The sequence below is a fragment of the Listeria marthii genome (assembly GCF_014227425.1).
Lineage (GTDB): Bacteria > Bacillota > Bacilli > Lactobacillales > Listeriaceae > Listeria > Listeria marthii.
In genome coordinates this window covers 164,444-182,256 of the sequence record NZ_JAASWB010000005.1, presented here as the reverse complement: position 1 = coordinate 182,256, position 17,813 = coordinate 164,444, and the positions used below count along the sequence as shown (strand labels likewise).

Sequence of the window (17,813 nt, the reverse complement as noted above, 5' to 3'; positions counted from 1 at the left end):
AATTACCTCCGTTTTTTAAGCTTCCCATTCCGCTTCGTCAATTTCGTCATCGTAGCTAGAGCCAGCCATTTCTTCACCAGCACTTGTTTTACGTAAAGCGACTGACATACCCGCAACGATTAGCGTTCCAACTGCAATCGCTAAAATATAAACTGGCCAATTTTCTACAGTGAACCAGCCATAAAAACCACTGATTGGCGCTTGGTTAATTGCGCCAAGACCTACCGCAAGCGCGCCGCCGACAGCAGAACCAAGAACTGTAGCTGGAATAACTTTAAGCGGAGATTCTACGGCGAAAGGAATTGCCCCTTCACTGATCCCAACAAGTCCCATTATAAGCGAGGATTTCCCTGCTTCACGCATTTCTGTATTGTATTTACGTTTTGCGATTAATGTTGCTAAACCAAGACCAAGTGGTGGAATAATAATCGCTACTTGCGCCGCTGTATTCGGTGCATAAATCCCACTTGTCAAAAGTGCCATCGCCGTTGTTACAGCTGCTTTATTTACCGGTCCGCCTAAGTCAAAACCAACCATCGCGCCAATAATTGCCGCCATTAGAATTTGGTTCGATCCAGACATACCATTTAGCCAATTTTCAAGGGCTGTATTTAAATCTGCAAAAGGAATACCAACCACATAATTAATAATAAGAACGGTAATAAGTGTGCCAAAAACTGGTACTAAAAATACTGGTACAATTGAAGCCGCCGCTTTTGGCAGTTTCACGTATTTTTTAATCAATAGACATGTGTAACCAGCGATTAAACCAGCTGCAAGTGCCCCAAGGAAACCAGCGCCGATATCACGAGCTAACAAACCACCAACAAGACCTGGTGCCAGTGCTAATTTATCCGAAATGGAATAACCAATAAATGCTGCAATTACCGGGAACATCATTCCAAGCGCCAAGCCACCAAAACCATCTAAACTATGCAATAACGAAATTAAGCTATTCGCACTATCTGCGTATTTCGCGTCCCAAATATCTGTAATCCCGAAAAACGAACCGCCAACCCGCGCAATCGCCATAATTACGGCACCCGCGATAACGAGCGGAATCATATATGAAATACCTGTTAAAACGTGTTTTTTCAGTTCACTCCCAATTTTTCTGAACATGGTAGATCCTCCTTATTTTTCGTCAATTAACGCAAGAGCTGCGTTGATTACTTTTTCTGCATCTTTAATCGGTGCGCTTACTGGAACTTCCAGCACGACTTTACCGTCAAAACGTTCTTTGTTACGTACTTTTGTATCTACTGCGAAAATAACTACTTCGCCAATATTTACGTCTTTTTCGGTTAATTCATTTTCAATTCCTGTTGCGCCTTGTGTTTCTACTTTAATGAGGTTTCCCATTTTTTTCGCACCTTTTTTAAGGGCTTGCGCTGCCATATATGTGTGTGCCACTCCTGTCGCACATGCGGTTACTGCGATAATTTTACGTTTCATATCTCTACTACGCCTCCATTTAAAATTCGAATAACTTCTTCTTGATCTCTTGTGTTCTTTAAATTCTCAACAATATCATCGTCCATTAGTTTCGTTGCAATTTCAGCAAGGATTTTTAAATGACCGTCTGTTTTGTCGGAATCCGTAATTGCCAGCAAGAAAATCATGTTTACCGGTTCGTCATCAAGCGATTCCCATTCAATCATGGCTTTCGTTCTTGCAAAAACGATGGCCGATTTCGTGACACTTTCACTTTTTCCGTGTGGGATGGCAATGTTATTACCTATTCCAGTCGTTGAATGCGCTTCTCGTTCCAAAACGGCTTGAACATAAGTCGCTTTATCCGCTAAAACACCTTTTTCATTCAACATTTCTGCCATTTCTTCAATTGTTGCTTCTTTGGTTGTCGCTTCTAAATCAAAAACGACTAATTCTTTGGTTAAAATATCTTTTACTTCCATTACATCCCATCCTTTAACAAATGCTCATAAATTTCTGCGGCACTTTTTAGTTGCGTCAGCTTTTCTAGCCATTTTTTATTATCAATATATTTGTAAAATTGTTCGTACATCGCGTCTAAATTAATACCATTTTGTTCTGTCAAAGCGATAAAAAAGATTTTATCAACATCGACCAATCCCCATTTCACTGGGTGTTTCAGTGTCGCGATGACAATGCGCGATTCATTGATTAGCGCTGGATCCGCGTGTGGTGTCGCCATTTCTTCAAAAGAAGTGAACGATAGCGCTTCTCTTTTCAGCGCACTTTCCACGATGCCCGGCTTAGCAATGCCCTGCTCCACCAATTTGCCGCCGATTTCCGCAATTGCTTCTTCCATCGTCGCAACATCCAACTTCGCAAAAATGGTTTTTGGCTTAATTAAATCAACAAATGGTTGGCTGCGTTTCTTTTTCTTGCGTCTTGTTCGTTCGATTTGGCTTTCGACTTGTTGCAAATCCGCCTTACTCATCATCGGGCTTACAACAATGCTTGGAATATCCTCTAGTTCAAGGTAAATCGTGCTAATGACTAAATCCACATCGACTTCGGTTTCCATTAACGCCTGAACGGACAGTATTTTTTCAATCGTAATCATTGGAAAATATTTTTTAATTCTAGCTGCGAGCAATCTCGATGAACCGAGCCCTGTACTGCATACAAGAACCACTCGAATTTGGTCGGGGAAAGAGCGACTTCTTTCTTTGTATGCTTCAAAATGTAGCGCAATATACGCCGTCTCATCTTCGTTCACTTGCACATCGTACTTTTGTTCAAATTTTGCTTTAAAGTAAAGCGCTTCTTCAAACGCTTGGGGAAAGTTTTGCTTAATTTTGCTGAGGTACGGATTTTTAAAATGCATACCAAGTTTTAAACGGTTAATTGCGGATTTCATATGCGTTGTCAAGTCTTCCAGCAAGCCCTTATCGTAATTTCCTTCTGCTAAACACCGACTGACAAAATCAGCGACATCGTCCTCTTGCGGCGGAGTATTAACGAGCAGTTCATCATGTTGTTGATTATAAGCAGCCGTTAAATGAAGCTGAATATAGCCAACTTCGAATGCTGGAATTTTGATATCCAGACGTTCTTCTAACATGCCAACAAGAATTTCCGTGTTGTTGCGCTGTGATTCAAACACATCTTTCATCGGATCGCTCTCAACGTTTTCCACGTACTCACCTTCGCGAATTCGCTCTACCGCAATCGCAAGGTGAATCACAATCGATTGAAACGCATAATCTGTAAAAGTAAAATCATGACGCTCGCTGAATTCTTGAACAATCGCAATGATTTCTTTCAAGCCTTCTTCCGGAAAAATCCCAGTGACATCGGCCTGAATCGTATCGAATGCTTGGAGCACTTTTTCGCCTTCTTGCTTTAAATACCAGTTGTTACCCCAAAAATTAGTAATGAATTTCGATGTTAAGGCACGTTTTTCTCGTTCACTAATCAGCAACTTCATACCTTTACTAGGTTTCTTATACAAAGTGATGCCTTCTTTTTCCAGCATTTTCGTCACTTCAACCATATTTTTCTCAATCGTGCCCCGACTAATGTAAAGTTCGTCTGCAAGTTGATGAATCGTGATATAATCATCTGCTTTAAGCAATTTACTGAAAATGTAGATAACCCGCTCTTCTTTCGTTGATGGGATTTGGCTGACTTGGTTATCTAGGAATCGACTAACTTCGGCAAAAGCCTTGTTATCACCTTCAATATACACACCAATTTTTGGTTTTCGGACAACCGTCATATCAAAGTCCTTTAGAAAAACATCGATTTCCTTTAGTGAATTTGAGACAGTTTTTTCTGAAAGTCCGAGATGATTCGCGATAGTTCCAACACGTGTTTGACCTGTCTTCATTAGAAACTGAATGATATTTTTTTCGCGATTTGCAATCATTTTCGTTACCGCTTTCATTTTTAATTTTCCTTTCCCTACGCTTATTCTATTACAAAGACTCATCCCCAGAAAACTACGAAAATTACCGCATTGAATACCGTAATTTTGGGATATTGCTGTTCATTTTGGAGAATGGTAGATTTAAATAGCACCACTAACCTAGAAAGGAAGCTTATTTATGTCTATTTATCTTATTGCGTTACTCCCTGTTCTTGGGTGGGGATTTATGCCAATAATTGCGAACTTACGAAAAAGCACCCCCGAGGAACAACTACTGGGGACATCGATTAGTGCGCTATTATTTGCTCTCATTTTATTCTGGATTTTATCACCAGAAATAACGGTTCTTTCTTTTATTGTGAGTTTTGTTTCAGGTATCTTTTGGAGTTTTGGGCAATTACTACAGTTTAAAGGAATTGCGGCTTCCAGTGTCGCGAAGGCAATGCCAATTTCAAACGGAACACAGCTAGTTGGCGCAACGCTTTTCGCAGTTCTCGTATTCCGGGAATGGCAAACGGTTACGGCTGTTATCATTGGAGTTGTTGCAGTAATTTTAATCTTGATTGGGGTGGTAATGACCGGGTTTCAAAAACGCGGGAATCATATCACGGAGTCGGTTTCATTTCATGTCTACGGTATCGTTATTCTATCTTCCTTCTTTTTAACGCTTTACGTAGTAACAAACCAGCTTTTTGACGTTACTGGCTTTTCTATCATTTTACCACAAGCAATCGGGATGCTAACATGCGCCATTGGTATTAACTTAGCGAAAAAACAAGCAATTTCCCGGAAAAATGTCACGTTTAACTTAATGACCGGGTTGTCGTGGTCGATTGCCAATCTAGGCATGTTCTTAGCGACCGCCGTTCTTGGTGTCGCAACGAGCTTCTCGATTTCGCAAGCTTGCGTAATCGTCGCAACAATCGGAGGAATCCTCATTTTCAAACAGAAAAAAAGCCTGCTGGAATGGACCTTTATCCTTTCCGGCATACTGCTAATTATGGTGGGCGTCGTATTCCTTAGCTTATTGAAATAAAAAAGACTGTAAACAAAGTGAGAAATCATTTTGGTTACAGTCTTTTTTTTATTGCGTATTTTTAACAGATAGTTAATACTTTATAAGATGACTATCTCTATTTTGAGATAGATTATATGATATAAATAAAACTTTTCCAAACCAAAATGATACTTGCTTCGTCTAATATTGTAGAAGAGGGTGAAACTTAAATGACTGAACTTGAGGAAATAGGAATTAATATTAATAGCATAGAAAATACGGAACAAATTATCGACCAGTTAATGGATAACTACAGCGATGATGTACTGCATCTAGTTTTTTCCTATGTAAAGAATCGAACGACAGCGGAGGATTTAACGCAAGAGATATTTATTAAATGCTATGAAAAACTAGGTCAGTTTAATAATAAGTCATCAATAAAAACGTGGCTATATCGAATTGCTATTAATCATTGTAAAGATTACTTGGGTAGTTGGCATTATCGCAAACTAAATTTCAGCGATAAAATTTTGGATTATCTCCCCTCCAAGTCAAAACACGTTGAAGAGGAAATTATCTCAAAAGATGTAGCAAACAGCTTAATGAGTGCTGTTATGGATTTACCAGTAAAGTACAGAGAAGTTGTTTTCTTACATTACTACGAAGAGCTTTCTTTAGCGAATATCAGCAAAATTACTGGTGTAAATAGCAATACATTAAAAACTAGATTAAAACAAGCCAGAGAATTATTAAAGAATAAGATGAAAAAGGAGGTTTAATCATGAGCGATCCATTCCATAACTTAAAGGATTCTATAAAAAAAGATTTTGATGGTTTTTCTTTTTCCGAGGAGAGAAAAAATGCAGTGAAAGCAGCCATCCAGAAAAAGCAATCTCATTTAGAACTTCACAATTGGAAAGTAGAAACCCTTAAAAACATATTAGATTCACTACAAGATGAAGCAAAGCATGGGTACGAAATTTCCACCCAGCTATTTCAAAAAAATGAACTTAGCTTTAAAAACAATGAAGGTCAGCTTTATATCCTTTTACATCTACTTGAAAACAAGAAAATCATTACTTCCAAATGGATGAAAGATCGGAAATACTACTCCCTAACTTCGAAAGGGAAAAAATATGTAGCTTCTTATGAACATCAAGGTTCTAAGCAACAAGTATCACTGAAACATTTAATTGAGGAGGTTTCTTTATGAGTACATCTAAATTCGATACATATTTAAGTAAAGTAATCTCTAAAGTGAAATCCAAGCAAGCTCACAGTATGATAAAAAAAGAGCTTAGTAATCATCTGGAAGAGCTAAGCCATGCCTTCCAAAAGAGAGGATTATCAATAAAGGATGCGGATAAAAAGGCGATGCAGGAAATGGGAGATCCCTCTACAGTTGGCAGAAACATGAATCAGCTTCATAAACCAAGAATGGATTGGCTCCTGATTGCGTTATTTGTCCTACTTGCAGGCATTAGTTTTCTTCCACTGATTGGTGGTGTATCGATACCTAGTTCTTCATTTATGAAAAAACAGATAGTCTGGCTTGTGATTGCCATTCTTGCTCTGATAGGATTTCTTTTCTTTGATTATAGGAAACTGAAAGATTTGTGGATGTATTTTTACGCGGCTGCCTTAATCCTATTTTTCACACCTTTTTTAGTTGGCGTTTCGCTTACTGGAGGAGGAAGATGGATGTCTCTCTGGGGTATTGCAATTGATAGTCCAGCTATATCTTTATTTTTATTCTTCATCGCATGGGCTGGTATTTTTTCCAAAGTTAACGTGTTTAAAGGATGGAAAAAACAAGTAATGCTATTAATCCTATTTTGGGCCCCAGTTATTTCTTACATCATGATTAACCGATTTGTATTTGGTATTATGTACTTCTTATGTGTATTAGTGATGTATATTTTTTATTATCGTCATAATCGATTTGCCATTAAAGTAGCCCTCGGAAATTTGCTTGTAGTTATCATTTTCATTAGTACGATGATTCTTAAATTCTCTAGTAGTTATCTCTCGGATAATCTCATATCTGTGAAAGCTATCCTTTCGCAGGCTGGTTGGTTCGGCAAAGGACTTCACAACAATCTAGCACTCCCTGAAGCACATACAGATTTTGTCTTCCCATTTCTCGTCTATTCTCTAGGCTGGGTATTTGGAATTTCCCTCTGCCTGCTACTGGTTGTATTTATATTGCGAATTTCACTAAACGCTTTTAAAACAAAGGATTTATTCGGCAGATTATTAACACTTGGAGGGGCTGTATTAGTTACCGTTCCAGCTTGTTGGAACATTCTTATGGGGCTTGGAATAGTCCCAATGATGGTAGTACCCCTGCCGTTTATCAGTTACGGGGGAAGCATGTTACTAGTTTACGCTGCACTACTCGGCCTTATTCTGAACGTTTATCGAAGAAAGGATATTGTAGAATCTACACTGGTAAATTAACTTAGTGTACAACTGACATATTTACCACTTTCGAAAAAGCCAAAGACCGGATTAAGATCTTTGGCTTTTTTTCATATACTCTTCTATAACTTGTAACACGCCAGCTTCTTTGTTTGAGGCGGCAACATGTTTCGCGGCAGCAAGAACCTCTGGGCTACTTTTTTGCATTGCGTAACTATTCAGCGTTAATTGCAACATTTCGATATCATTATTCGCATCACCAAAAGCTAACAAATCATCCGGCGCCACTTGCCATTCATTCAAAAGTTGCTGAATCGCGCTCCCTTTCGTCACACCCGGAATAATAATATCAATACTCCCATGCCCACTCGAAACAGCACGAATTTCGCCAGCAAACGTTTGGTTCAAATCTTCCACAATTTGCCCCGTCTTAGCCACTTCGACATCAAGCGCAAATTTGATAAACGTATCATCCGGTAGCACATCGAACGAATCCACCTCTTGCAACTCAAAATAATATTTTTTCGCAAATGTTTTAAAATCCGGATTAGCCGCCTTTAACAAATAAGCACTTTTCACGCCACAAAGAATCACTTGCAAGTCCTGATATTCCTGAATAAACGTCCGCAAAATCTTTTGAACAAGCGCCTCCTCAAAACGATTCATACTACGCAATTCCCCTCGATGAAAAATAACCGCCCCATTTTCAGCGACATAAAAAAGTTCTTCATCTTTCCCAGGAAAAAAAGATTTAAGCTGATAATACTGATTGCCACTCGCAACAATAAATCGAATCCCACGTTGCACTAATTCCGCATAAATCCGCTCAAATCGCCCGCGGTCATAGTCACCATTTTCATCTAAAAAAGTTCCGTCCATATCTACAGCAATTGCTTTTATCATCACTCTAGCCCCCGTTCAACTAATTGCTTCTATTATAACAAAAACTTGACCTAACTTTACTATTTTGGTATTCTTGCATTAACAACAAGAAAGGAGCATAACTATGAGAAGCCTGGATGCAGTAGAGATACTCAGACGTGGCGAAACCATTGAACGTTATAAAGAAGGCGGAAATTCGATGTTACCTTTAATCAGATCGATGCAACCTGTTCGTTTAGAACCGATTGGCACGAGAGAATTAAAAGTGAACGATATCGTATTTTGCAAAGTTCGCGGCAGTTTTTTTACACATAAGATTAGTAAAATTCGCGGTAAACAATATCAAATTTCTAATAATCATAAACACGTGAATGGTTGGATTACACGTAATAGTATTTATGGCATTGTCACCAAAATTTGGTAAATGCTAGGTAACATGCAACGAAAAGTTGGATGTTTTTTATTTTGCCCAAAATCAGGCTTCGCTAAAAACAAAAAAAGTAGCTAAAATGATTTTCTCACTTTAGCTACCGATTTTTATTTCACCATTCTTGACTCTGTTTTGTCGAAATATTGCTTCCCAATTTGCAATTTCTCGCCATAAAGTTCGTCAATTGTAACAAACTCGTATCCTTGACTCTTCAGTTGTTGCAATGTAGCGTCAAGGCTCGCAGCAGTTGTCTTATGGATATCATGCATTAGTACAATCGCGCCATCCGTTGCACCTGCAAGGACTCTTTGCGTTACTACACCAGCATTTTTGTTTTTCCAATCTTCTGTATCAACAGACCACTGAATTATCGGAAGACCAATCGCTTCAGCAACCTCTTTGTTGACTGCACCGTATGGAGGGCGCATTGTCGTTGGAAAATATCCAGTTTGATCAAATACTACTTTTTGTGTTTGTAAAATTTGATTATATACTTCTTGTGTTGATAGTTTAGTTAATTGTGGATGATCCCATGAGTGGCTTCCAACTTGGTGCCCTTCTGCTAATTCACGTTTTACTAAACCTGGATTTTGTACTACGCTTGAACCTAGTACAAAGAATGTTGCTTTGACATCATAGCGTTTCAATGTGTCCAGTACTTGTGGCGTTACTGCCGCACTTGGACCATCATCAAAAGTAAGTGCAATTCGCTTGTTGGTTTTTGCTTTTGGTACTTCTGGAACTTTAACACTACTTGGTAAATAGCGTTTATTCACAGAATTAGCAATATCCGCAAGTTGTACATTTACTTTCTTCGGTTCTGAAGCCCCTGGAACTTCAATTGGTAAAATTAGTTCAGAATCAGTGATTTCAAAATCAGTTTGATCCCACTTCACTAAACTCTTGATATTCCCAAGATTCCCAACATCTTTTAAAGAATAATCCCCTGTTTTAATAAGTTCTTGCTCAACAGCAGATTTTACGTTTAGTTTTGTTTCATCGTTCTTTATTAATACTTCCCCAAGTGTTAATAAAGCGCCTGTTTCTGCGTCGGTTACAATGTTTTTGCAAATATCTTTTTTCTCTTTGAGTACAAATTTAGTTTTACCTTCTTTTACATACTCAGATTGAACTGCTTTGTAAGATACTGCTTGTTCGGCCATTTTCTGCTTTTGATAAGTGTAAAAAATAATCCCTTGCTTTTCGTTATCTCTCTTTAACTTCTTAACTTCTGCATCTGTGGCCTTTTCAATTTCTTTTTGGATAATTTCGTTGTCTTTCTTCTCAGTTGTCTTAGGAATGTAGGAAATAATTTCTACTCCATTTTCTTTCTTATCCAAGCGGCGGAAATTTCCTCCATCTTGGTCCTTCATTAGTCTGTCCATCTGCATTATTACTTTGTTGCGCGACTTTGAAAATTGGTATTTTTGGAAACCTATTACACCAACAAAAACCACGGCAATAATGAGAATCGTAACTAGTGAAATTCTAATCCACCTAATTTTCACATTATGCACCTCACCTTTGAAAAACCTTCCCCAGTTTTTCGTATAAAACAATTATACATGAAAAAAAACAACTTTCTAGCTTTTGTACCAAAATAGGAAAAAAGAACCAAAAATAATGTAAAAAAAGTCACGAAAAAGACACGGATAAAGTGGGAGCTTTTTTCCGTGTCCAGTGTATAGTTACAGGATTACCCCTGAAAACTAGCATATTGTGAAGCATTTCACTATCAATTCTACCGCAAAAAAACGTATTCCGCAAACATTTAATTACGTTTTTAAGCAGTTTTGTAATTTATCCTAACGCAACATCCAAAACCATCATCACCGCAAAGCCAGCCATGGTAGCTGCCGTCGCTAAATCCGCCGAACCTTCTACTTGAGATTCCGGGATTAACTCTTCTACAATAACAAAAATCATCGCTCCAGCCGCAAACGCAAGCGCGAACGGTAAAATAGGCGTAACGAAAACTACTAAAATTGCACCAATCACCGCGAAAATCGGCTCAACTACTGCGGATAATTGTCCGTACCAAAAGCTCTTTTTCCGAGAAAGCCCTTCTCCGCGCAAAGGAATGGACACTGCTGCTCCTTCTGGGAAATTTTGAATCCCAATACCAAGCGCCAAAACGATTGCTGTAATAAGCGTCTCCGTGTCTCCTGTTATCACCGCTCCAAAGGCAACCCCAACCGCGGCACCTTCTGGAATGTTATGAATCGTAATTGATAGAACGAGTAAAATACTTTTTCGAAGCGATGTTTTCGGTCCTTCCTTTGCCTGCTCTGGAAACCCGAAATGTAAATGTGGAATAATACGGTCGATCACCCGTAAAAATATTCCCCCAAGTAAAAAGCCCACTAAAGCCGGAACAAAAGAAAACTTCCCTAAGTCTTTGCTCATTTCTATTGCAGGAGCAAGTAGCGACCAGAAACTTGCCGCAAGCATAACACCAGCAGCAAAACCAAGCATAACATTGCCCCATTTTTTATTTAAATTTTTAAAGAAAAATACGAGCGAAGCCCCAGCTGCTGTACAAGCCCATGTGAAAATCCCGGCAAGTAACGCTAACAATACCGGATTTAGTTGCGATAAGTAATTTAACAATTAACTTTCTCCCTTTTCCTATTGCTTATTTGCCAGACCATCCTTGTTTAAAACCGCGAGTAAACGCACGAGCCTTACTCACTCCTGTTTTAACAGCCCAAACGGAACCATAAACAGAAATTTTAGCCGCCGTTCCAGCAACAGTCCCAGTTTTTCGAGCTACTTTTTCTGCTTTTTCTCCAAGCTCAGCACCAATTTCTTCTATCGGTTTCCCCATCTCTAGCACCTCCAAAACACTTGTCTTTCCTTCATCATAAAGCAATCAATTAGATTATTCAAGTTGATGAGTTTTTGTAATTTATTTCACCTTTATTTGAATCCCTAGATGATTTTAATGGTTTTTTTCTTTTATTGTATGAAAAACAGCTTATTTATCTTGTGTATTCACTCACATTATGCATATAATATAGCGTTGTACAAAAAGGGAGAGGGAGATGTATATGACGGGATTAGGAATTTTATTATTTCTAGCAGGTATTGGTGTGTTGATTTTTGGGATTTTACGATTTAGAAAGAGAAATTGGCCTCGTAGAAAAACACAAATTGTTATTATTAGTTCTATTTTAGCGATTATTATTGGGATTGGGATTATTCCTGCAGCTGAAGATGAAGCAGCCACGGAAGAGCCAAAACAAGAAGAAAAAACGAAGACGATTGAGACTACACCACTTTTAGAAGCAGAAACAACTTTCACGACGGACGATGAAGGAACCTTGATTGTTGAAGGGAAAACAAATCCTGGCGCAGTTGTATCACTTGATTTAGTGGAACTTCCAGACGCTGTAACTACAGCTGGTGAAGATGGTGCTTTCCGCCTTTCCGTAAATGAACTTGATAAAGCACAAGATGCAGTTCTTTCTATTGTAATTGACGGCAAAACAAAAGAACAAACGCTTAAACTAGCAGTAACCCCTGCTTATGAAACAAAACTGGCAGCTAAAGCAGAAGCAACTCGTGTCGCGGCTGAAAAAGCTGAAGCCGAACGAGTAGAACGTGAACGCGTAGCAGCAGAGGAAAAACGTGCCGCTGACGCAAAAGTGGCAGCTGAAAAGAAAGCCGAAGAAGCTAGAGTCGCATCTGAGAAAAAAGCGGCTGAAGCAAAACGCGCTTCCGCAGAACGTGCCGCTGCACAACCAGATACTAGTAATGAACAAGGACAAATGGTTTATATTACTGCTACCGGTAAAAAATACCATTATGATCAAAACTGTCGAGGCTTAAACAACTCCAATGGCGAAACTGCCGTAACAGTTTCCGCAGCCAAAGCGCAAGGCTTAACTTTATGTAAATTTGAACAGTAATAAAAAGCAAAATTTCTTGTAACGAGAAATTTTGCTTTTTATATTTGTTTTTAATTGAATTTAGGGCAGATTCGTGGTAAATTTATATAGATATAATTGTTTAAATATACTTGTGTAAAGCAATCCCTACTTTAAGTATACAACAAGGTATTCTTTACCGTCAAGTATTATTTTTTCGAAAAAATAGGGGGATGAATAAATGCAGCCATACGTATTAAAATTTCAAGACATCGATAAAGCCACGGAAGCCCTTGTTGGTGGTAAAGGACTGAATCTAGGCGCCTGTTCCAAAATCGCTGGAGTTCTTGTCCCACCAGGTTTTTGCCTCACAACAGAAGCTTATAAAAAAACATTGGCAGAAAACAGCGAATTCAATCAGCTACTCCAACATCTTTCCTTACTAAAAACGAGCGATAGTGACTCTATCCGAGAAATCAGTGCGGCTATTCGAACGCTGATTCAAAATATCGATATTGCTCCTGAAATCCTAGACGCTATCAACGCTTCCCTTTTAGATTTAGGTGAGCATGGAGCTTATGCGGTGCGTTCTAGTGCCACTGCGGAAGACCTGCCTCACACTTCATTCGCCGGGCAACATGATACTTATTTAAATATTATTGGCAGGGATGAAATACTTCTTCATATCAGCAAATGTTGGGCTTCTTTATTTACTGAACGAGCTATTATTTATCGAATTCAAAATCAATTCGAGCACAGCAAAGTCCAGCTAGCGGTTGTTGTTCAACAAATGATTTTTCCAGATGCTTCTGGTATTTTATTTACAGCTGACCCAATTACCTCCAATCGAAAATCACTTTCGATCGATGCCAGTTTTGGCTTAGGTGAAGCACTTGTTTCCGGTTTAGTTTCTGCTGATTCTTATACGGTTCAAGAAAATACAATTACAAACAAAATAATCGCTACTAAAAAACTTGCTATTTACAGTATAAAAGAAGGCGGAACGGAGACGCGCCAGCTTGAAAAAACGCAACAAACAAAGCAAACATTAACTGATTCGCAAATTTTGCAACTCGCGAAACTAGGGAGAGAAATAGAAGCTTATTTTGGTAAGCCGCAAGATATTGAATGGTGTTTGGTGGGCGATACTTTTTATGTTGTTCAAAGTCGACCTATTACTACTTTATATCCAATTCCTGAGGTGGATGCGCCCGGTAACCGCGTCTATATTTCTGTTGCACACCAGCAAATGATGACGGATGCGATGAAGCCACTTGGACTTTCCTTTTATCTAATGACGACCCCCGCTTCTATGTATACTGCCGGCGGACGCTTATTTGTCGATATTACGCAAAGCATGTCATCACCAGCTACTAGAGATATGATGGTGAACTCGCTCGGCCAATCAGACCCACTCATTAAAGACGCCTTACTCACGGTGATTAATAAAAAAGATTTCTTACAAACATTGCCAGTTGAGACTACTAATTCCAAAGTGGTGGCTCCTGGAAAACCACCAGTCCGTAACGTCCCTGATCCAGCTATCGTTTTCGATTTAGTCAAAAACAGCGAAAACTCGATAAAACAACTGCAACAAACGATTAAAACAAAAAATGGTTCCGATTTGCTTGATTTTATTGCAGAAGATTTAACAGAATTAAAAAATGTTTTATTTAATCCGACTAGTATCGATGCGATTATGGCTGGAATGGACGCTTCGGCTTGGCTAAATGAACATGTTTACGAATGGCTTGGCGAAAAAAATGTGGCGGATAAGCTTTCTGAATCAGCTCCAAATAACATCACTTCCCAGATGGGCCTAGAATTGCTAGATGTAGCCGATGTCATTCGTCCTCATCCTGCTGTCAGAGCTTATTTAGAACAAACGAAGAACCCCCACTTTTTAAACGAACTAGCTACTTTAGAAGGTGGAACAGCTGTCAAAAAAGCATTAGATGATTACTTGCAAAAATACGGCATGCGCTGTGCGGGCGAAATTGACTTAACGAAAACACGTTGGATTGAAAACCCGCTAGCACTCCTCCCGCTTATTTTAAGCAATATAAAAAACTTCGAACCTGGCGCGAGTAAACATAAATTTGAACAGGGCAAAAAAGAAGCTGCAAATAAAGAGCGCGGAATTCTTGAGCGCTTGGAGCAGCTACCTGATGGAGCGAAAAAAGCGGCGGAAGTGAAAACAAAAATCGATATTCTTCGCAATTTCATCGGATACCGCGAATATCCAAAATACGGCATGATTAACCGCTACTTTATATACAAACTCGCTTTGCTACGAGCTGGCGAACAACTTGTTCAAAATGGAGTGCTTCATGAGAAAGAAGATATTTACTTCCTTTATTTTGATGAACTACGCGCCGCTTCCCGTACAAATCAAGCCGATTACGAGCTTATTAATCAGCGAAAAAGTGATTTTATTTCCTTTGAAAAATTAACACCGCCACGGATTCTTACTTCCGACGGCGAAATGATCAATGGCAAATACAAGCGTGAAAACTTACCAGAAGAAACCATTCTCGGTCTTCCCGTTTCATCTGGTACAGTCGAGGGTCGAGCTCGCGTCATTTTAAATATGGAGAAAGCTGATTTGGAAGATGGTGATATTTTAGTTACCGCCTTTACCGATCCTAGTTGGACGCCAGCATTCGTTTCCATAAAAGGGCTCGTTACTGAAGTAGGTGGGCTGATGACTCACGGGGCTGTAATTGCACGCGAGTATGGTCTTCCCGCTGTCGTCGGCGTCGAAAATGCTACGAAAATCATCAAAGACGGCCAGCAAATACGGATAAATGGCACAGATGGTTACATTGAAATACTTGATTAAACAACAAACCCAGCATCCCTAAAAAGGAATTGCTGGGTTTTTGTTTATGCTTTTTTTCTCCAAACAAATGGTTCGTTGCTTAAATTGATTGCTTTTGGGGCATGGCTAGCATTTATTCTCAAAATATAAAAACACACTAATCGCTTAGTGTGTTTTAATTCGGCACAATTAAATCTGTATCGGGGTCTTTGCTTTTTTTGTCTGTTGATTTGATTTCTACGAATACTTTATGTGGCAAACAAACAATGGTGTCACCGGCTTTGGATTTCCAGCCCATTTTGACGCCTACTTGGTCTGGGCTGTTGTCTTCTTTAATGCGAATCCGTTCGCCATCTACTTCCATCAAATTATATTGCGCGCCTTTCCCTTTAATCGTAAACTGTTCATTTCCTTTGTGGCCAGTTAACGGGATTTCCCGGATTACTTTGCCATCTTGTGAAATGATTGCTACGACGTCATCGCCTACGTTTTTTGCTTCAGCAACAGAAAATAATATTAGTGGCAAAAACGAACCCAAAATCAGTGCAACAATAATTACAAAATCAAATGGGCGTACCATTTTCATATATTGACGCATTTTTTCTCCTAACTAGCCATTATGATTAGCGTTAAAATCCAAGCTAACTCCCGGCTCATCGAACGCAATTTCTGTTACATCATAGGTTAAACGCTTGATGTAGTCAATTAATGGGTTGGATATACCTTCCACATCAACAGCTTCTAAATCCGAAAAGTCACCGAAAAAATCTTTTAATTGAATAATACGGCTGATTCTACCATCAATCCGGAAATTTTCAAGCACTAATAAAAAAGGAATAGTTATCTTGAAAATTTTTCCTTTTGCCATAAGCTCTACATTGCCATCGACTGGCTCTACTTCATGGACCTCTAATTCAATTTTGTTTTCGAATTGCTCATTTGCTTCCACTGTTGTTTCAAAGTTATACTTTTCTACGACAATCTTATTAGTTACGATATCCATAAAATTCACCTCATTTATAGTATGTACACCCGTATATTACATGATAACTAAGCGACTGGCAAATTGCTGCTACCAAGTTATTTCGATACGGTTGCCTTCTGGGTCAAGCACGACACTTTCGTAGTATCCGTCGCCCGTCATTCTTGGCTCACCGGCAATTTCAAAACCATCTTGTCTTAGTTTTTCAGTCAATTCATCTACCGCTTCTTTCGTTCCAGTTGAAATAGCGATATGCGCCCAACCTAGGTTTTCGCCGCTTAGCTGATTTGTTACGTCCGTCCGACTCATAATCTCTAGTCTTGCACCACTCGCAAACGAAAGAAAGTAAGAAGTAAAGCCCTTTGTTTTATTCTCATATAGATCATTTGCAGTTGCACCAAAATAAGTACTATAAAATTGTTTCATTTTTTCTAAGTTAGTTGTCCATAATGCGACGTGTTCGATTTTCATTCAAATGCCTCCTTATTATAAAAAAATTGCTGCTGATATCCAGTATACCACTGCTGCCAAAATCCCTGCCAGTGGTAACGTTATAAACCAAGTGACAACCATGTTTTTTCCCGTGCGCCAGTTGACTTCTTTTTTATGGTTAGCTGTTCCAACGCCCATAATCGAACTATCAATTACTTGCGTCGTACTTACTGGCAAATGAATCAGGGTTGCTGTCATGATAACGGAAAGCGAACTTAAATCAGACGCCACTCCAGTAACCGGGGTGATTTTCATGATTTTCGTTCCGACCGTTTTGATAATCCGGTAGCCACCAACAGACGAACCAATCGCCATCGATGCCGCACAACTGACTTGCACCCAAAACGGAATACCCGCCGACTCTTTCAAAAGCCCACTCGCAACTAGGGCTAGCGTGATAACTCCCATTGTTTTTTGCGCATCATTCGTTCCGTGTGAGTAGGCTTGGGCGGCCGCGGTTCCAATTTGGATAAAACGAAAGCGTCGATTCATTTTCCCAAGTTTTTTATCGTGAAAAAGGTGTTTGAAGAGCGAATAAATCAAGTAACCAACTGTAAAACCAAGAATTGGCGAAATAATTAATGCGATAATAATCGTTGTAAATCCAGACCAATTAAGCACGCTGAAACTGCTAGCAGAAGCAATCGACGCTCCGGCTATCGCACCAATCAGCGCATGCGAGGAACTACTCGGCATACCGACAAGCCAAGTCATCAAATTCCAAATCACAGCGGCAATCAAGCCACATAAAACAACAAACTCCCCATTATTAAGCGAAAATGGATCTACAATACTTTTTGTGAGTGATTCCGCTACACCTGTAAATGAAATGGCGCCCAGAAAGTTCATGATTGCTGCAATTCCAATAGCTACGCGAGGTTTTAAAGCTCTAGTTGAGATACTCGTGGCAACAGCATTGGCAATATCGTGAAAGCCATTGATAAAATCAAATGCCAACCCCACGATGACAATAATAATCGTTACTAAAATAACTGTATCCATTCAGCAGTTCTCCTTGTCGAGATTCACTTTTTTATTGTCTATACCCTTTTTGCGGGAA

Annotated in this window: 19 protein-coding genes; 7 read left to right on the top strand and 12 right to left on the bottom strand. The window is 39.2% G+C overall.

The genetic code is table 11. The annotated features are described in order from the left end of the window. Nucleotides 1-15 precede the first annotated feature (15 nt). From HCJ55_RS11015 to HCJ55_RS11000, 4 genes are read right to left on the bottom strand one after another with little or no spacing between them, the layout of a single operon-like run. Complete coding sequence (locus HCJ55_RS11015) at nucleotides 16-1,122, bottom strand: PTS fructose transporter subunit IIC (protein ID WP_033920569.1); 1,107 nt, start codon at nucleotides 1,120-1,122, stop codon at nucleotides 16-18. Nucleotides 1,123-1,134: 12 nt separating this feature from the next. Next, entirely contained in the window at nucleotides 1,135-1,455 is a 321-nt protein-coding gene (locus HCJ55_RS11010; protein WP_003722977.1) for a PTS fructose transporter subunit IIB, read from the bottom strand. Beyond that, on the bottom strand, nucleotides 1,452-1,916 hold the full coding sequence (locus tag HCJ55_RS11005; RefSeq protein WP_185518189.1) for a PTS sugar transporter subunit IIA: 465 nt from the start codon (nucleotides 1,914-1,916) through the stop codon (nucleotides 1,452-1,454). The genes HCJ55_RS11010 and HCJ55_RS11005 overlap by 4 nt, the downstream gene beginning before the upstream one ends. After that, nucleotides 1,916-3,877 carry a BglG family transcription antiterminator gene (locus HCJ55_RS11000; protein WP_185504498.1) on the bottom strand — a complete coding sequence of 654 codons (1,962 nt, stop codon included), beginning with the start codon at nucleotides 3,875-3,877 and terminating at the stop codon, nucleotides 1,916-1,918. Before HCJ55_RS11000 ends, HCJ55_RS11005 begins: the two co-directional genes overlap by 1 nt. Nucleotides 3,878-4,037: 160 nt before the next feature. Here HCJ55_RS11000 and HCJ55_RS10995 point away from each other — a divergent pair, with 160 nt between their 5' ends. The 4 genes from HCJ55_RS10995 (at nucleotide 4,038) to HCJ55_RS10980 (ending at nucleotide 7,316) form a co-directional block, all read left to right on the top strand. Next, the gene (locus HCJ55_RS10995; protein WP_185518187.1) at nucleotides 4,038-4,895 is read left to right on the top strand and encodes a GRP family sugar transporter; all 858 of its coding nucleotides are present in this window, start codon (nucleotides 4,038-4,040) and stop codon (nucleotides 4,893-4,895) included. Between the two features lie 191 nt (nucleotides 4,896-5,086). Next, the gene (locus HCJ55_RS10990) at nucleotides 5,087-5,635 is read left to right on the top strand and encodes a sigma-70 family RNA polymerase sigma factor (protein ID WP_185518185.1); all 549 of its coding nucleotides are present in this window, start codon (nucleotides 5,087-5,089) and stop codon (nucleotides 5,633-5,635) included. 2 nt (nucleotides 5,636-5,637) lie between these two features. Beyond that, complete coding sequence (locus tag HCJ55_RS10985) at nucleotides 5,638-6,069, top strand: PadR family transcriptional regulator (protein ID WP_185518183.1); 432 nt, start codon at nucleotides 5,638-5,640, stop codon at nucleotides 6,067-6,069. After that, complete coding sequence (locus tag HCJ55_RS10980; RefSeq protein WP_185518181.1) at nucleotides 6,066-7,316, top strand: FtsW/RodA/SpoVE family cell cycle protein; 1,251 nt, start codon at nucleotides 6,066-6,068, stop codon at nucleotides 7,314-7,316. The genes HCJ55_RS10985 and HCJ55_RS10980 overlap by 4 nt, the downstream gene beginning before the upstream one ends. 51 nt (nucleotides 7,317-7,367) lie before the next feature. Here HCJ55_RS10980 and HCJ55_RS10975 read toward each other — a convergent pair whose 3' ends face one another. After that, nucleotides 7,368-8,180 (bottom strand): Cof-type HAD-IIB family hydrolase, encoded by an 813-nt coding sequence (locus tag HCJ55_RS10975; protein WP_185518179.1) that lies wholly within the window; start codon nucleotides 8,178-8,180, stop codon nucleotides 7,368-7,370. A gap of 103 nt (nucleotides 8,181-8,283) precedes the next feature. Here HCJ55_RS10975 and HCJ55_RS10970 point away from each other — a divergent pair, with 103 nt between their 5' ends. After that, nucleotides 8,284-8,583: a hypothetical protein gene (locus tag HCJ55_RS10970; RefSeq protein ID WP_008946832.1), complete on the top strand. Its 300-nt coding sequence runs from the start codon at nucleotides 8,284-8,286 to the stop codon at nucleotides 8,581-8,583. 113 nt (nucleotides 8,584-8,696) lie between these two features. On the opposite strand, the gene HCJ55_RS10965 is transcribed toward HCJ55_RS10970, so the two are convergent. The 3 genes from HCJ55_RS10965 to HCJ55_RS10955 form a co-directional block, all read right to left on the bottom strand. After that, complete coding sequence (locus HCJ55_RS10965) at nucleotides 8,697-10,097, bottom strand: polysaccharide deacetylase family protein (protein WP_185518177.1); 1,401 nt, start codon at nucleotides 10,095-10,097, stop codon at nucleotides 8,697-8,699. 292 nt (nucleotides 10,098-10,389) lie between these two features. Beyond that, complete coding sequence (locus tag HCJ55_RS10960) at nucleotides 10,390-11,199, bottom strand: ZIP family metal transporter (protein WP_008946830.1); 810 nt, start codon at nucleotides 11,197-11,199, stop codon at nucleotides 10,390-10,392. Between the two features lie 25 nt (nucleotides 11,200-11,224). After that, on the bottom strand, nucleotides 11,225-11,416 hold the full coding sequence (locus HCJ55_RS10955; protein WP_185503051.1) for a hypothetical protein: 192 nt from the start codon (nucleotides 11,414-11,416) through the stop codon (nucleotides 11,225-11,227). A gap of 223 nt (nucleotides 11,417-11,639) precedes the next feature. Between HCJ55_RS10955 and HCJ55_RS10950 the strand changes: the two genes are divergently transcribed. Together HCJ55_RS10950 and ppsA are read left to right on the top strand one after the other, a co-directional pair. Then, nucleotides 11,640-12,500, top strand: coding sequence for a cell envelope integrity TolA family protein (locus HCJ55_RS10950; protein WP_185503050.1), 861 nt, complete (start codon nucleotides 11,640-11,642; stop codon nucleotides 12,498-12,500). Between the two features lie 199 nt (nucleotides 12,501-12,699). Continuing rightward, complete coding sequence (gene ppsA, locus HCJ55_RS10945; RefSeq protein WP_185518175.1) at nucleotides 12,700-15,300, top strand: phosphoenolpyruvate synthase; 2,601 nt, start codon at nucleotides 12,700-12,702, stop codon at nucleotides 15,298-15,300. Between the two features lie 154 nt (nucleotides 15,301-15,454). Here ppsA and HCJ55_RS10940 read toward each other — a convergent pair whose 3' ends face one another. From HCJ55_RS10940 to HCJ55_RS10925, 4 genes are all read right to left on the bottom strand, one after another. Then, on the bottom strand, nucleotides 15,455-15,877 hold the full coding sequence (locus HCJ55_RS10940; protein WP_185390589.1) for a NusG domain II-containing protein: 423 nt from the start codon (nucleotides 15,875-15,877) through the stop codon (nucleotides 15,455-15,457). Between the two features lie 12 nt (nucleotides 15,878-15,889). Next, nucleotides 15,890-16,282 carry a DUF1149 family protein gene (locus HCJ55_RS10935; RefSeq protein ID WP_185518173.1) on the bottom strand — a complete coding sequence of 131 codons (393 nt, stop codon included), beginning with the start codon at nucleotides 16,280-16,282 and terminating at the stop codon, nucleotides 15,890-15,892. 69 nt (nucleotides 16,283-16,351) lie between these two features. Beyond that, nucleotides 16,352-16,732 carry a VOC family protein gene (locus HCJ55_RS10930; protein ID WP_008949073.1) on the bottom strand — a complete coding sequence of 127 codons (381 nt, stop codon included), beginning with the start codon at nucleotides 16,730-16,732 and terminating at the stop codon, nucleotides 16,352-16,354. A gap of 15 nt (nucleotides 16,733-16,747) precedes the next feature. Beyond that, entirely contained in the window at nucleotides 16,748-17,755 is a 1,008-nt protein-coding gene (locus HCJ55_RS10925) for an inorganic phosphate transporter (RefSeq protein ID WP_185503048.1), read from the bottom strand. Nucleotides 17,756-17,813 lie beyond the last annotated feature (58 nt).